At 74.1% G+C, this 14,945-nt stretch carries 10 protein-coding genes; 5 read left to right on the top strand and 5 right to left on the bottom strand.

From position 1 onward, the window contains the following. Positions 1-2 precede the first annotated feature (2 nt). Entirely contained in the window at positions 3-671 is a 669-nt protein-coding gene (locus IF37_RS0119530; protein ID WP_030744053.1) for a hypothetical protein, read from the bottom strand. A gap of 423 nt (positions 672-1,094) precedes the next feature. Here IF37_RS0119530 and IF37_RS0119520 point away from each other — a divergent pair, with 423 nt between their 5' ends. After that, on the top strand, positions 1,095-2,453 hold the full coding sequence (locus IF37_RS0119520) for a hypothetical protein (protein ID WP_030744047.1): 1,359 nt from the start codon (positions 1,095-1,097) through the stop codon (positions 2,451-2,453). 120 nt (positions 2,454-2,573) lie between these two features. Here the strand turns inward: IF37_RS0119520 and IF37_RS0119515 are convergent, their stop codons facing one another. Continuing rightward, the gene (locus IF37_RS0119515; RefSeq protein WP_030744045.1) at positions 2,574-3,230 is read right to left on the bottom strand and encodes a TetR/AcrR family transcriptional regulator; all 657 of its coding nucleotides are present in this window, start codon (positions 3,228-3,230) and stop codon (positions 2,574-2,576) included. Between the two features lie 132 nt (positions 3,231-3,362). Between IF37_RS0119515 and IF37_RS0119510 the strand changes: the two genes are divergently transcribed. After that, on the top strand, positions 3,363-4,424 hold the full coding sequence (locus IF37_RS0119510; RefSeq protein WP_052845255.1) for a hypothetical protein: 1,062 nt from the start codon (positions 3,363-3,365) through the stop codon (positions 4,422-4,424). Between the two features lie 488 nt (positions 4,425-4,912). Here the strand turns inward: IF37_RS0119510 and lanKC are convergent, their stop codons facing one another. Then, on the bottom strand, positions 4,913-7,468 hold the full coding sequence (lanKC, locus tag IF37_RS0119500) for a class III lanthionine synthetase LanKC (protein WP_037856773.1): 2,556 nt from the start codon (positions 7,466-7,468) through the stop codon (positions 4,913-4,915). 341 nt (positions 7,469-7,809) lie between these two features. Between lanKC and IF37_RS0119495 the strand changes: the two genes are divergently transcribed. Then, a complete protein-coding gene (locus IF37_RS0119495) occupies positions 7,810-10,191 on the top strand; it encodes a helix-turn-helix domain-containing protein (RefSeq protein WP_367647097.1) in 2,382 nt (793 codons plus the stop codon). 33 nt (positions 10,192-10,224) lie between these two features. Here the strand turns inward: IF37_RS0119495 and IF37_RS0119490 are convergent, their stop codons facing one another. Both IF37_RS0119490 and IF37_RS0119485 read right to left on the bottom strand, forming a co-directional pair. Continuing rightward, the gene (locus tag IF37_RS0119490; RefSeq protein ID WP_052845252.1) at positions 10,225-11,154 is read right to left on the bottom strand and encodes a hypothetical protein; all 930 of its coding nucleotides are present in this window, start codon (positions 11,152-11,154) and stop codon (positions 10,225-10,227) included. Positions 11,155-11,303: 149 nt separating this feature from the next. Further along, on the bottom strand, positions 11,304-12,143 hold the full coding sequence (locus tag IF37_RS0119485) for a membrane protein (protein WP_030744029.1): 840 nt from the start codon (positions 12,141-12,143) through the stop codon (positions 11,304-11,306). Between the two features lie 737 nt (positions 12,144-12,880). Between IF37_RS0119485 and IF37_RS0119480 the strand changes: the two genes are divergently transcribed. Beyond that, a complete protein-coding gene (locus tag IF37_RS0119480; RefSeq protein WP_030744026.1) occupies positions 12,881-13,543 on the top strand; it encodes a response regulator transcription factor in 663 nt (220 codons plus the stop codon). Then, entirely contained in the window at positions 13,540-14,904 is a 1,365-nt protein-coding gene (locus IF37_RS0119475) for a HAMP domain-containing sensor histidine kinase (protein ID WP_037856772.1), read from the top strand. Before IF37_RS0119480 ends, IF37_RS0119475 begins: the two co-directional genes overlap by 4 nt. Positions 14,905-14,945 lie beyond the last annotated feature (41 nt).

The raw sequence follows: 14,945 nt of genomic DNA, 5'->3' as shown, positions 1-14,945 counted from the left end.
CCCTACTCCCCCTCCACCAACGAGCGTGCCGCACCGACCAGTTCCGCGTCCCGGGCGGTGCCCAGCAGGGACGCGGGCGCGGTACGCAGCCAGGCGTTGTCCGACAGCCACCAGTCCGCCGCTCCCCACGGGTCCCGGCCCGCGTCGAGGAGCGCGTTCACCTCCAGCACCACCCGCCACGGCAGCGCGTCCTCGCGGAACTGGAAACGCGGCAGCACCCCGCGCCCCCCGGTGCCGGGCAGCCGGATCAGGCCGGGGGCCGTCGGATCACCGCCCCGGGTCCGTACGTCGGCGTCGTCCAGCGCCGGCTGTGCCAGCAGGCGCGCGCGCACGGGTCCGAGGACGGGACCCACCATGGGGCTGCCGTCGATCAGGAGCACGGCGAGATCGGTGGCGCCGAAACCGTGGACGGTGACGTTCCGCTCGGGCCCGGAGTAACGGATGTCGTCCGCGTCCCCCAGGCTCCCGGCCTCCTCCGGCGGCAGGCAGTCGAGCACCAGCCGCGCGGCCTGTGCGGCGTGGCCGCGGCGCTCGTCCTCCGCGCCCGCCGCGCGCAGCCCCTCCAGGGCCGAGACCAACCGCTCCCTGGGCGCTCCGCCGAGACCGGTCAGATACGGCCCCAGCCGCTCCCACGAGGCCGCCACCTCTGCCAGCACCTGCGACGGATCCACCCGCTCCCCCTCCCCCGGTCCGGACGGGCACGCGTACGCGCACGGGCACGCGCCGCGCCGCGCCGGGGCCGACCGTACCGCCGACCGGTCCGTCGCACACCCCAACACCCCACAACTGACCGGGCCTTGTCCGGAACGCACCTCCGCCCCGGCTGGTTCTCCCTGCCACCCGCGGGCCACCGCCATGCCGTTGCTCGGAGGGCGCCGAGCCGGGAGGATGGCGGGTGCCGCTACAACCACGGCTACGTCCGCTACGTCAGGCAGGGCCGGTACGACGTCACGGTGTACGAGACGAAGACCGGCCGCCGGATCGGCACCAGGAAGGTGCTGGGGACCGGGCGCGCGCCCCGGGTAGGGGCCGGGCCGTGACGGGCCCCGCACGCGGAATACGATCACTCGCCACGGTTGCCGGAGGGGGCGGGAATGCTTGACGACGTCACGGACGGGAGCGCGGCGGCGACGCGGCTCGCGGGAGGAGCGCCGCTGCGCAGCACGCTCGACGTCGCCGACCCCGGTGACTGGCTCGCGCTGGACGCGGGAGTGCGCGAGGTGGCCTGGTACAGCCCGCGGCCCCTGCCCGAGTGGGAAGAGTCCGCCCCGCTGCCCGCCGACCTGACCGGGCTGGGCGAGTCCCGGCTCGCACTCGCCCTCTGCCACCGCGACGGGCGGGTCCGTCAGGAGGCGGTCCGCCCGTCGGCCCGGTACCCGGCTCTGCTGCCGTTGGTCGTGATCCGCTGCGCCGACTGGGCCGGCCCGGTGCGCGAACGCGCCCGGCAGTTGTTGCGCGCGGCCCTGGACGCGGACTCCGCCCCCGGCCTCGCACCGCTCGTCCTCCGCGTCGGCCGCCGGGAAAGAGGTGCCTTCGGCGTCGAATTGCTCGAACAGGTCCTGCGCCGGGCGTCCCACGGGCAGCTCGCTCCCCTCTTCGCCGACTCCGACCGTACCGTCCGGCGGTTCGCGTACCGGCTGGCCGTCGAGAGCCGGCTGCTCCGTCCCGCCGAACTGGCCCGTGCGGCCGCCCGGGACGCGGACACCGTGGTCCAGGACCTGTGCGCCACAGCCGCGCTCACGGCCCTGCGGGAGGGGGACCCTTTCGAGGACGTGCTGCCTCCTCTGCTGTCCGCACGCAACCCGCGTACCCGTTCGGCCGGTGTCACCGCGTTGCGGCGGGCAGGGCGGCCGGGACAGGCGGAGCCGTTCCTCAGCGACCGGTCCGCGCTCGTACGTGCCTGCGCCCGGTACGTCGTACGGCAGTGGGGAGGTGATCCGGCGGCCTGGTACCGGCAGCGGTGCTCGGCGCCGGACGGCCTCGGGTTGGCGCCCGGTGCGGTCATCGGGCTGGCCGAGTGCGGGGACCACACGGACGCCGGGCTGCTGTGGCCCCTGCTCGCGCACCCGGTGGCCGGGGTGCGGGCGCGGGCGGTGGCGGGGCTGCGGACGCTGGACCGCGTGGACGTGCGGCGGTTGCGGCCGCTCCTCGACGACTCCGCGGCAGGGGTCGTCCGGGAGGCGGTTCTCGCCCTGCTGCCTTCCGTGAAGGAGCTGCCCGACGACTGGCTGCTGGAGCGCACCGGCTCCGAACGGCCGCGGCACGTTCGCGTCGGCGCGTTCCGGCTGCTCGACGCGCGCGGGGGTATCGTGGCGCTGCGGGCGGCGGTCGGTCTGCTGGAGGACCCCGACCCGAAACTGCGCACCTGGGCCAGGCAATCCGTGCGGCGTCGGCACCTCTTCAGCGATTACGTGCCGCGCGGGCGCAAGCGGGAGGCCGGGGCGGACAGTTGAGCGCTCCTGGCGCGCGGGCGCCGCGCTAGTCCTCCAGTCGTAGGGTGCCGGCGCCGGCTGGGCGCATCGGCGTGTTCCGGGACCGCTGTTCGTCCAGCGGATGTCCCGGTCGGGTCGGCTTCACGGCTGGGTGCGTCGCTCGGCCGCGTCGAACGCGGGCGCGAGCGGGGCCAGCGCCGCGCGGAGCTGGTCGGGCAGTGAGCCGGAGGGCACGACCAGTCCCCCGGCGCCGAAGCTCCCGGCGGTCTCCGCGTTCCCGGCCGGCCGGAGCCAGCCTTCCAGCGCGATGCGCACCGCCGCGGCCACGCTTGCCGCGAGGACGCGGGCCGTGTGCGGTCCGGTGTCGTCCAGGCGTTCGGCGAGCACCGCCGTGAGAGGGCGCTCGATGCCGGCGGTGGTGTCGAGGAACGCGTCGCGCAGCGCGGTCCGGGTGGTGATCAACAGCAGCGCCTGCTGTTCGCGCTCACCGGTGTGCGTGTACTGCTCGACCACTGCTTCCGTGACGGCGTCAGCCAGGCGCACTCCGGTGGGCCGGGCCGCGACCGCCGCCGCGATCCGCGCCTCCCGGTCCGCGGTGACAGCGGAGACGATCGCCTGCTCGCGGCTGGCGAAGTAGTTGTTGTAGGTGCGCGGCGAGACCCCGGCCGCCTCGGCGATGTCTTCGACCCGCACCTGGTCCGGTCCGCGCTCAACCGCCAGGCGCAGGGCCGCCTCGCGCAGCGCCTCGCGTGTGGCCTGCTTCTTACGCTCCCGCAGCCCTGGTGGTGGTGTCGTCACGGTGCCAGCGTTCCACACATCGATGCGCGCACGCAAACTTGCGCTCAGGCAAACTTGCGTGCACGCAGTTTTCCTGTCAGCCTCGCTTCGACCGAGATCGACAGAGGGGACGTCGCCATGCGGGCAAGAGGAATGACCTACGACACCGGATTCGTCGTGCACGGCCGGATATCCCGCGAGCATTTCGACCCCGCGGTGGTCCGGCGCGAGCTCGCCATCATCCGCGACGACCTGCACTGCAACGCGGTCCAGATCATCGGCGGCGACCCGGACCGGCTGGAGTCGGCCGCCGGTGCCGCCGCCGAACTCGGCCTGGAGGTCTGGTTCTCGCCCTATCCGCTGGAGCTGGAACCGGAGCGGATCCTCGCGCTCTTCCGTGACTGTGCCGAGCGAGCGGAACGGCTCCGGCAGCGGGGGGCCGTCGTCGTGTTCGTCGCAGGGGTCGAGCTGAGCGTGATGAACCGCGGGTTCCTGCCCGGAGAGAGCCCGGAGGAGCGGGTCGAGGAGCTGATGGGCCGACCCGAGCGGCGGGCCGAGGCGATGCGTGAACTCGGTGTGCGCGTCAACGCGTTCCTCGGCGACGCCGCGGCCACGGTCCGCGAGCGCTTCCGGGGCAGACTCACCTACGCGTCCATCCAGTTCGAGCAGGTCGACTGGACTCCCTTCGACATGATGACGTTCGAGCTGATCCGCTCCGCCGAGGTCGCCGACCGGTTCCGGGACGCGGTGCGCACCCTGGCCGAAGGCCCGAAGCCGCTCGCCGTCACCGGATTCGGCACCGCGGCCTACCGCGGCGCGGGAGACCGCGGCGGACGGGTGCTGGAAGTGGTCGAGTACGACCCGCAGACCAGGGCCCCGGTACGGCTGAAGGACGTATACGAGCGTGACGAGGCCGGCCAGGCCGCGTATCTGAGCGAACTGCTGGAGGTCTTCGAGACCGAGGGCGTGGACAGCGCGTTCGTGTTCCTGTTCGCTCTGGCCGGCTACCCGCACCGCCCGGACGGCGACCCCAGGGACGACTTGGACCGGGCCGGCCTGGGCATCGTCAAACTCCGCGAAGGGAGCCGGGGGCAGACCTACCCCGACATGGAATGGGAACCCAAGGCCGCCTTCGCGGCGGTGGCGCAGCGGTATCGCACCGGGCCCGGGCCCGCTGGCGCCGCCACCGAACCCGACTCGCCCCTCGCCGTGTGACACCCCGTCAAGTCGCGGTCCACGAACGGAGTAACAGGCCCTGTCGTCGAACTCCCGCCTTCCTCGCTGCGCGCCGACGGGGAACGTCCGCGCCGTCGCCGGCTCATGCTGGTGGGGGGCGGGCCGATCGGCCCGCCCCCCTCCTGGTCCGCCGTCGGTTCAGACGGTCAGATCCGTTCCGGTGTCAGCCGGAACCACCGCTTACTTGACGTCGGTGTGGCAGAACCAGATGGTGCTGCTCTGACCGATGGCGCCGTCCAGCTCCTCCGAGTCGGCCTGCGGGGTGAGGATCTGGAGGTCGAGGATCGCGTTCATGGAGGTTCTCCTTGTGACGTGAACGAACAGGGAAGGTGAGCCGTCGGGGACGGCCCGGTGTCACGGGGCTATGGCCACTTGCCCCGTGCCGGTGTGCGGCGTCTTCGGTGGTGCGTCTCGTCGGCGTTCCGCGGTGGTGGGGCGTGTGCGGTCACGATCGGTCCTCTCGTTCCTCAGGGGCGGGGGATCAGGGGCAGGACGGGCAGGCGGCCGGCGACGGTGTGCAGGGCGTGGAGGACGCCCGCCGTACCGGTGGCCAGGTCCATGGACAGGCGCATGTTCTGGGCGCCGAAGGTGGCGATGCCGCCTTCGTGGGGCAGCGCGTGCCAGGCGAGGTCGCGCAGGTGGCCGGTGAGGGCGGCCGCCAGTCGGGGATCACGCTCGGCGGCGCGGTTGTGCGCGAGGGCGGCGGCGAGGCCGGCCCGTCCGGCGAGGAGCCCGCTGTAGACGGTGAAGTCCAGGTCCAGGGCGGTGTGCAGGGCGTCCAGGGTGTCGGTGAGCGCTTCCTCGGGACGGTGCCGCAGGTAGGCGGCGAGGGCGACGGCGACGCCCGCGCGGCCGGCCCCGAGGGTGGGCGCCGGTCGTGTTCCGTCGCTCGGTGCGGGCGTGGTGGCGGTGCCGGGGAGGCGGTTTAGGTCGAGCTGGACGGCCCGGCGCGCCAGGTCCAGGTACCGGCTCTCGCCGGTGTCCTCGTACAGGCCGAGGAAGAGCAGGGCCGGTCCGCTCCAGCCGCGCATGAGCCCGGTGCGGCCGGCGGGGGCCCGCCTGACCCCGCCCAGTCGTGCGGCGAGGCGCTCGCCGGTCTCCAGGGCTTGTGTGTGCAGGGCGGGTGTGTCGAGGGCCCGGGCGAGCCGGCGCAGGTTGAGTCCGATGCCCGCCAGCCCGTCGTACAGGCCGGACGGAGTCGCGTCGGTGGTGCGGTCGGCGGCTCGGTCCAGCAGGTCGAGGGCCTGGTCGGGGCGGTTCAGGAGGCTCAGGGTGTGGGCGGCGCCGTGCAGGCCGTCGTAGAGGCCCGGACGGGGCTGTCCGGCACGGTGGGCGGCCTGCCACAGCCACTCGTGGTGTGCGGGGTCGGTCTCGTGCCCGGTGGCGGTCAGGGCGTACAGGACGCCCGCGGCGCCGTGGGCGAGGGTGTAGCCGCCGTCGTGCAGGGCGCCGGGCTCGCCGGGGAAGAGCCGGTCGGTACGTTCGGGGGTGGCACTGGCCCGGATGGCGGTGACCAGGGCCCGCTCCAGTTCGCGGGCGGCCGAGGAGCCGGGGTCGTCCGCGGCGGCGGCGAACAGGTCGTCCGCCGTCCGGTCGGTGCGGGCCGTGACACCGGGAGGGGTCAGCGCGTCGCGTACGCGGTCGGTCCACCCGTCCGGGAGGGGGAAGAGTCCGGCCGCCGCGTCGGCGAGCCGGCCGGCCCGGGCCGGGTCGAGGTCGAGCGTCGTGGTCAGCGGCAGGAACAGCGCCAGCCGCAGGCTGTCCAGGGCGTAGCGGTCGCGGTCGAAGCCGGTGGCGTGCGCGGCGACGAAGCCGGGGGTGGCGATGCTGGGGTCCGGGTCGTCGGTGCCGGGCCGGTAGGCGATCTCGAAGTCGATGAGCGCGACGCGTCCGTCGGGGCGGATCATCACGTTGCTGGGGCTCAGGTCGCCGAAGACGGTTCCGGTGGCGTGGACGTCCTCCAGGACGCGTTCGAGCTGGTCGAGGATGTCCAGCACGGTGTCCACGTACTCCTGGCGCCGCCGTGCGTCGCGGCCCGGCGCGGTCAGCGGGTTTTCGGTGGCCGTGAACTGCTGAAGCGTCCGGCCCTCGATGTACTCCTGCACCAGGAAGTGGTGCTCCCAGGCGGTGAACGTGCCCAGCAGCGCGGGAACGCAAGTCAGGTGGGCGAGGCGGCGCAGCGTCTCGGCTTCCCGGTGCAGCCGGGTCACGGCGTCGTCGCCCGCGCCGTCCAGCCCGGCCAGGGGGCGGGCCTCGCGCAGTACCACCCGCTGCCCCGTGGAGTTGTCGGTGGCGAGGTAGATGCCGCCCCCGTTGGAGTAGTGCAGGGCCTTCTCCATGGTGTAGGGGAAGGCGGGTTCGTCCTCGGTCGCGCGTCCGGCGGCGATCTGCTCGGCGACGAAGTCGGGTACCGGCGCCCAGTCGGGGATCCGGAAGACCGGGGTGCGCTCGTCGGGGACGAGTACCCCGTCGGGGCGGGCGACGGCCGCCGTCCGCTCACCGCTCGCGGACAGGCATTCGCGGCGGGCGAAGCCTCCGTAGCGCAGGTAGAGGGGCCCTCGCCGCCACCTCAGGTCGCTGAGGATGTACGGGCCCCGGTACGCGCTGAGCAGGGGCTCCAGTTCCTCGAGGACGCCCTTGAGGTCGGCGTCGTCGACCGGGTACAGCGTGATGAGCTTGCCGCTGCTGCCGCGGGGCGCGTACTTGCCGTTCGTGGACTGGTGGACCCGCTGGTTCGGCAGGAACTTGAAGGTCAGGGAACGGGACAGGCAGTAGTCCCACACCACGTCGATGATCTCGGCCGCGTCGTCGGCCGTGGCCGACACGTGGATCTTCCAGCCCTGGTCGGGGAGTCGGGCGTCCTCGGGGCTGAGGTACACCCAGTTCGCGTTCTCGACGCGGCGCCAGCCGGCCGGCGCGGGGCGCTCGGCGGCCGGGAACGGCGTGCCGGCCCGGGAGCCGCGCGGGTGGTCGTAGAACCGTACGCCCGCTCGGCAGTAGGCGAGATGGTTGGCTTTCTCCACGCGTTCCTCTCCTTCATGGGCGTGCGGACGACGTGATTCGGATCACCCCGGCCCCGGTGTCGGCCCTCCGGACGCGGGGGCCGTGACGGCCGCCGTTCCGGACGATGCCGGGGATCCGCGGGCGGGCCGGCCTCTTGTGTGGGCAGAACAAGTTGATCAGTCAGGCCCGTTGCGGCACCAGGCAGTTCCCCCGGCGGATCTACGGCCCGTCATACTTCTGCCGGAAGATCGTCTCCACGCCCTGACCAGGCTGAACGGGGGACGTGCGACAGCGACCCGGGCCGGGCCGAGCAGCGCGAACGCGACTGGACCCGGGCCGGGCCGAGCAAGGGGAACACGACATGGGCCCGGACCAGGCCGCGCAGAGGGCACACGGCAGGGGCCCGGACCAGGCCGCGCAAGGGGGACACGACAGGGGCGGGACGGCCGCCGAACCGGTCGCCGAGGCATTCGGGCCCATGCTGGTGGCCCTGCGCACGCGCGCCGGGATGAGCCAGGAGCGGCTCTCTCACGCCGCGGGGGTGAGCGTGCGCGCGCTGGCGGATCTGGAGCGGGGCCGCTCCCGGGGACCGCAGCGGCGCACCGTACAGGCCCTGGCCGCCGGGCTGGGCCTGGACGAGGACACCGCCGCCGAGCTGGAACGGGCGGCCTGCCTGGGCAGGCCCCGTCCGCGGCCGGCCGTCGGGCCGCGGGCCCACAACACCCTCGCCCTGCCGCGGGACATCGGCGACTTCGTCGCTCGCGGGCCGGCCCTGGCCCGGTTGCTCGCCCTGGTGGAGGGCGCCGCCCCCGCCTGTTCCCCGGTCAGCGTGGTGTCGGGTCAGCCGGGCCTGGGCAAGACCGCCTTCGCCGTGCACGCCGCGTACCGTCTCGCGCCGCACTTCCCGGACGGGCAACTGGCGGTCGACCTGCACGGGATGGACCCGGAGCCGACCACCCCGCGCGACGCCCTCGGCTCGCTGCTGCGGGCGGTCGGCGTGGCCGAGCGCGCGATCCCGGCCTCGGCCGAGGACCGGTCGGGACTCCTGCGGTCCGTGGTCCGCGACCGGCGGCTGCTGCTGGTGCTGGACAACGCGGCGAGCGAGGACCAGGTCCGCCCGCTGCTGCCCGGCGCCGGGCGCTGTCTGACGATCGTCACCAGCCGTCACGCGCTGGCCGGTCTGGAGGCGGTCCACCGGATCGACCTGGCGCTGCTGCGGCGGGAGGAGGCCGTCGAGATGCTGGGCCTCATCGTCGGCCCGGAGCGGGTACGGCAGGAGGCCCAGGCCGCCCGCGACCTCGTGGAGTTGTGCGGCTGCCTGCCCCTGGCCGTACGGATCGCCGGGCAGCGTCTCGCCGGCCGGCCCCACGAGCGCATCGGCAAACTGGCCGCCCAACTGGCCCGGGAGGGACGGCGGCTGGACACCCTCCAGGTCGGCGATCTCCAGGTGCGGGCGGCTTTCGCCCTGTCCTACCGGCAGTTGTCGCCGGCCGTCCGGACCGTCCTGCGCCGGGCCTCCCTGGCCGCCGGAGGCGAGTTCAGCCCGGAGACCGCCGCCCTGCTGGCCGATCTGCCGGTCGGTCGAGTGGCCCGGTACGCCGAGGAGTTGGCGGACGCCGGTCTGCTCCAGCCCGACGCCACGGCCGAGCGCTACCGCTTCCACGACCTCGTCAAGCTCTTCGCCACCGAACAGCTGGCCGCCGAGGACGGCAGCGCGGTGGTCGGCGCCGCGCTGGACCGCACGGCGCGGTGGATGCTGCGCCGGGCCACCGCCGCCGCGCTGCGCTTCGACGCCGACCGCCACCGGGACGCCCCGGACGACGATCCCGATCCCGCCGGGGCGCCCGCCGACCGTGACGAGGCCCGCGCGTGGCTGGAGGCCGAGCGGACCCAGTGGCTCGCGGCCCTGCACCGGGCGCAGGCCGCGGGGCGGCACCGGCAGGTGCTCGACACGGCCGAGGCGATGCACTGGTTCTCCGACCTCAACCAGCACTGGGAGTTGTGGGTGGAGGTGTTCCGGTGCGGGGTCGACGCGGCCCGCGCCCTGGGCAGCCGGCGGGACGAGGCCGTTCAGCTCAACTTCCTGGCCTGGGCGTACAACACGTGCGTCCATGATCCGCATGCCTCCCTCGTCGCCGCCGACGCCGCCCTGGCGGTGGCGCGTGAGATCGGGGACCGGCTCCAGACGGGCTGGGCGCTGGGCTACGGGGCGTCGGCGCTGCGTCGCACCGGCCGAGTCGAGGAAGCCATAGCCCGGCTGCGCGACTCCGCCGCCTGCCTCGCCGACGAGACTTCCACCCAGGGCCGCCTGGCCGAGCTCTCCAGCCTCAACCTGCTGGGCATCCACCTGCGCCAGGCGGGCGACGCCGAGGAGGCCCTGGCCATGCACCGGCGCAGCGAGGCGATCTGCCAGGCGCAGGTGTCCGGGGCGCCCGCCGAACTGATCACCGCCTACCTCGGGGCGGCCCGTCAGCACATCGGCAACGACCTCGCGGCGCTGGGACGCTGGGCGGAGGCCGAACTGCCGCTCCGGCAGGCGCTGGAGACCTTCGAGACGGTCAACATGGCGGCCTGGGCCGAACCCACCCGGCTCGACCTCGGGATCGTCCTCGGCCGGCTGGCCCGCTACGACGAGGCCCACGAGACCCTGCTCGCCGCCCACGACGCGCTCCGCGAACTGAACCACCCCCGCCAGGAGGAGGCCGCCGCCGAACTGCGCGAACTCCGGGAGCGGGCACGGTAGCGGAGCGGTCGGCGGTGGTCCCGGGTCCTCTGCTCAGCCGGACCGCTCGGTGAGCCGGTCGTGCCCGCCGGTCTCCGGTGGCAGGGCCGGGGACGAGGCGCGGTCGCGGCGCTCCCGGGCGTGGGCGTACGCCGTCAGGCCGAGCAGCACGGCCAGCAGGACGGCTGACGAACCGGCCGTACCGAGGTCGAGTCCGCCCTTGGCGACCGGCTTGGTCAGGAAGTCGCCGGCGGTGGCGCCGAGCGGGCGGGTCAGCACGAAGGCGATCCAGAACAGCAGCACGTTCGGCACCGCGGGCACCTTCATCAGGGCCAGCAGCACCAGCAGGACGCCGGTCACGAGAGCCGCCCCGCCGGCGTAGCCGAGGCCCGAGCTGTCGGACAGGAAGTCGCCCAGCGAGGTGCCGAGTGTGTTGGAGACGAGGATCGCCGACCAGAACAGCGCCTCCCCGCGGAAGCTGACGATGTCACGGATGACGAAGGTCATTCCGGTCAGCTTCCAGACGGCGAAGATGACGACCAGGAGCGAGATCAGGATCGCCGCGCCCGTCGGGTAGCCGAGGCCGAGGCCCTGGGGTCCCCAGCCCAGTGAGGTGGCGCCGTGCTGGAGGTACCTGGCGCTGGCGTCGCGGTTCATGAAGTCGGACATCGTGGTGCCGGCCATGCTGGTCGACAGGATGACCGTCCAGTAGAGATACGGGTTGTAGCGCCGGGAGCGCAGCTGCACGACCAGGGTCACCACGAAGATCAGGAACAGCGCGGTCGTGGTGAGGAAGTACCCGAGCTTCAGGGTCTGGGCGAAGAGGTCACCGGCCGTCTCGCCCAGGGTCGTCGCCGCGATCTTCATGATCCAGAAGGCGAGGGTGACCTCGGGGAGCTTCTTCATCACCGACTTGGCCGTGGTCGCGGCCCGCCCGCTCGTTCCTGCGGCGTCGGAGTCGGTGAGGACTTCCGGGTTCTCCAAGGTCGGACACTCCTGTTCGTGGGGGAGGGCGCCCGTCCCCGCGGAGAGGACGGACGCCCCCAGGGCATACGGCCGAGCGCGCTGGACGGTCGTGGTGGATCACCCTGCCAACGATCGCCTGAACGCTGCCTGAACGCCCGCCGGCCCGCTCAGGCAGCCCGCCGCGGCTCGCGCGCCGGTTCCGCGACGTCCTTGCGGGTCACCGTCAGGTACATGACCAGGCCGAGGACGACCGCGAGGAAGAGCCCGCTCGTGGCGACGGTGCCGAACCCGAGGCCGCCGTCGCCGGACGGCTGGGAGAGGTAGTCGCCGATCGAGGCACCCAGCGGGCGGGTGAGGACGTAGGCGGTCCAGAAGCTCCACACCGCGTTCAGGCCGAGAGTGAAGCGGGCTATCGCCACGGCCGCGATGGCCAGGGCGAAGAGGACCGCGGAGAGCCGGTAACCGAGGTCCATACGCTCGGAGACCAGGTCGCCCGCCGCGGTACCGAGGGCGAAGGTGAACAGAACGGCCAGCCAGTAGAACGCCTCCCTGCTGGTGGAGTCGACGCTGTGGATGGAGAGGGTCCGCTCCCGCCGGTGCCAGACCACGAACACGACCGCGAGGAGGACCGCGAACACGGCGGTGCTGGTCTCCAGGGGTACGCCCACGTTGTCGGTCAGGTTGTCGCTGATCAGCGTGCCGACGACGCTGATCAGGGCCACCGCGAGCCAGTACGCGCCGGCCCGGTAGGCGCGCGTGCGGAACTGGACGGCCAGGGCGACCGCGAGGAGGGCGCTCATCAGCACCGACACGCCCGTCAGGCCGAGCCCGGCCTTCTCGTTGAGCAGGTCGGCCGCGGTCTCGCCGACCGTCGTGCACAGGACCTTGATGATCCAGAAGTAGACGGTGACCTCGGGGACCTTGTTCAGACGGCGGAGTCGCGGGTGCCAGGCGGGACCGCCGACGTCCCGCGCGGGCTTCGGTGTCTCGGAGAGTTCGCTGGTCATGGGGGCGACCGTGCCATCGGTCACCTGAACGCTTCCTGACCGCCCGCGGTGATCATGCCCCCGCCGGTCCCCCGCGGACACGATGGCCGCAGGCACCTCCATCCGGCCGCCGCCCGTCCCTCGCGTGCCGTCCCTAGCGTGCCGTCCCTCGCGTCCAGTCCCTCGCGTCCAGTCCCTCGCGTCCCGTGCCTCGCGTCCGGTCACGGGAACGATCCCCGCCCCGCCATCGTCTACAGTGCAGTAGACCGTCCACGGGAGCGTGGCCGGGTGCCGGGTGGCCGGTGGCGGTGCCGGTGCGGTCGGCGGCCGGCGGTCGGCGGCCGGGAAGAACGACGAAGGGGCCCTCGGCGATGACCTCAGCCACGCACCTGCCGTCGCGGCCCGCCGTCAACGTGCCGGATGCCCGGTCCCGGCCGGCCGCCCTCGGCGTGCCGGGCGTGGGCACGGCCCTGTTCGCCGCGACCGGGCCGCTGATCGGCTTGCTCCTCGCCGGCGGACCGCCGCTGTTCACGGCCGGTCCGCCGGACACCGGTACGCGGCCCTGTCGCCGCTCGCGTCCGTCTCCGAGGTACGTCGCTCGCGCCGGGCTGCCGGGGTCCTCCGCCGACGGGCGCGCGGGTCCGTGTGCCGTGGCCGGGTGGTGGGCGCCCGGCCGGGCGGGCTGCGCAGGGGGACGACAGGGCGGACCGGTCCGCCGAAGGGCCTGACCGCCGGGCCACCGGAACAGAGGGAGAACCATGCGTCGGACGATCCTGGTCGTCGAGGACGATCACGCCCTGCGTGACGTGCTGATGCGCGGCCTGCGCGAGGAGGACTTCGACACCCTGCCCGCGCCGGACGGCGCCACCGCCCTGCGGCTGGCCACCGCCGACGTCTCCGCCGCCGTCCTGGACATCGGGCTGCCCGACGCCGACGGGCGGGACGTGTGCCAGGCGATGCGCGCGAACGGCTTCCGCTCCCCCGTCGTCTTCCTGACCGCCCACCACCGGCTGGCCGACCGGCTGTCCGGGTTCTCGGCCGGCGGCGACGACTACCTGCCCAAGCCGTTCCATCTCGCCGAACTCGCGGCCCGGCTGCGGGCGGCCCTCAAACGGGCCGCGCCGCCGCCCGCCGCCCCGGTGGGAGACCTCGCACTGGACGCCGTCCGGCACCTGGTCACCGTCCGAGGCGCCCGGGTCGACCTGACACCGACCGAGTTCCGTCTCCTGGCCGCGCTCATGGCGGCCTCCGGCGGCCTCGTGCGCCGCCGCGAGCTGGTCCGGGCGGCCTGGCCCGAGGGCGCCCAGGTCCACGAGAACACCCTCGACCAGTACCTGACCCGGCTGCGCCGCAAGCTGCGCGAGGCGGGCAGCGACCGGACGATCGGCACGGCCCGCGGTGTCGGGCACCGGCTGTCGTGAACGACGTCCACCAACCGCGCGCGGCCCTGTTCCGCCGTCCGGCGCCCCGCACACTGCGCGGCCGGCTCTCGCTCTTCGCCCTCGTCACGGCCACGCTGCTGATGCTCGTCCTCACCGTCGCCTTCAACGCCGTGGCCCAGCACCGCCTCCAGCACCAGGCGGACGACGAACTGCGCACCCGCGCCGCCGCCGTCGCCACGACCGTCGACACCGGCGGCACGACCGTACGCGTCCTGGAGACCTCCCACGACGCGCTCCTCGACACCAACGTGTGGATCTACGCCGGCCGGCGGCTGCTGGAGGAGCCGCCGAACGCCGGCCCCCTGACCCGCCTCGCCGACACGCTCGCCGCGCACGGCGGGCAGCGGTGCGTCACCGCCGACGTGCACGGCCCCCTCCGGCTCTGCTCCCAGCCGGTGTCCGAAGGCGGCGGGGCCACGGTGGTCGCCGCGCTCGACCTCTCCCCCTACCGGAGTTCGGCCGACACCCTGCTCCTGGGGTCGCTCACGCTGGACGCCGTGATGCTCGCCTGCACCTACGCACTGACACGGCTGGCGGTCGGCCACGCGCTGCGTCCCGTCCGCACGATGACCGACCAGGCCGCCCAGTGGAGCACGGTCGCCTCCGGTGAACGCTTCGGCAGCGCGCGGCACCCGGCCGAACTCGCCCGGCTCGGTGCCTCGCTGGACGCCATACTGGACCGCATCCGCACCCTGTTGCGTCACGAACGGCAGCTCACCGGGGAACTCTCGCACGAGTTGCGTACGCCGCTGAGCCGGATCACGGCCGAACTCGACTGGTGGCGGACCCGGCCCCGCACCGCCGACCAGACCCGCGCCAGCCACGAGGTCATCGCGGACGCGGCCGAGTCCATGCGCGTCATCTGCGACACCCTCCTCGACGACGCCCGGGGCGTTACGCTCACCGCCCCGGGCACCGCGGAGGTCCTCCCCGCGCTGCACCGCCTCGCCGAATCACTGGACGTGCCGGGCCACGTGACGGTCACCACCGACGGCCCGCGCCTGACGGCCGGAGTCCCGCCCGCCCTCCTCGAACGGATCGTCGGCCCGCTCCTCGCCAACGCCTGCCGCTACGCCCGCACCGGCGTCACCGTCCGCGCGTACCGCGCACCCGACGGCGTACGCGTCGACGTCACCGACGACGGCCCCGGCGTGCCGCCCTCCTTCGCCGGGCGGCTCTTCGAACCCGGGCAACGCGCCGATCCCGGCGACGGACACGGCGGAGCGGGCCTGGGGCTGCCGCTGGCACGGCGCCTGGCCCGCTCCGCCGGGGGCGAGGTCACCCACGACCCCGGGCACGCGCCCGGGGCACGGTTCGTGGTCCGTCTGCCCGCCGCGTGAAGGCGGCCCCGGCCCCGCGGCGGTGCCGGCGTGTCATGCCG

It is taken from the genome of Streptomyces sp. NRRL S-31 (assembly GCF_000718775.1).
Classification (GTDB): Bacteria; Actinomycetota; Actinomycetes; order Streptomycetales; family Streptomycetaceae; genus Streptomyces.
This window is presented reverse-complemented; position numbering and strand designations above follow the sequence as displayed.

Coding starts and splice junctions, on each gene's coding strand:
- IF37_RS0119480 (WP_030744026.1), top strand. CDS start 12,881: ATGCGTCGGACGATCCTGGTCGTCGAGGACGATCACGCCCTGCGTGAC.
- IF37_RS0119495 (WP_367647097.1), top strand. CDS start 7,810: ATGGGCCCGGACCAGGCCGCGCAGAGGGCACACGGCAGGGGCCCGGAC.
- IF37_RS0119485 (WP_030744029.1), bottom strand. CDS start 12,143: ATGACCAGCGAACTCTCCGAGACACCGAAGCCCGCGCGGGACGTCGGC.
- IF37_RS0119520 (WP_030744047.1), top strand. CDS start 1,095: ATGCTTGACGACGTCACGGACGGGAGCGCGGCGGCGACGCGGCTCGCG.
- IF37_RS0119510 (WP_052845255.1), top strand. CDS start 3,363: ATGACCTACGACACCGGATTCGTCGTGCACGGCCGGATATCCCGCGAG.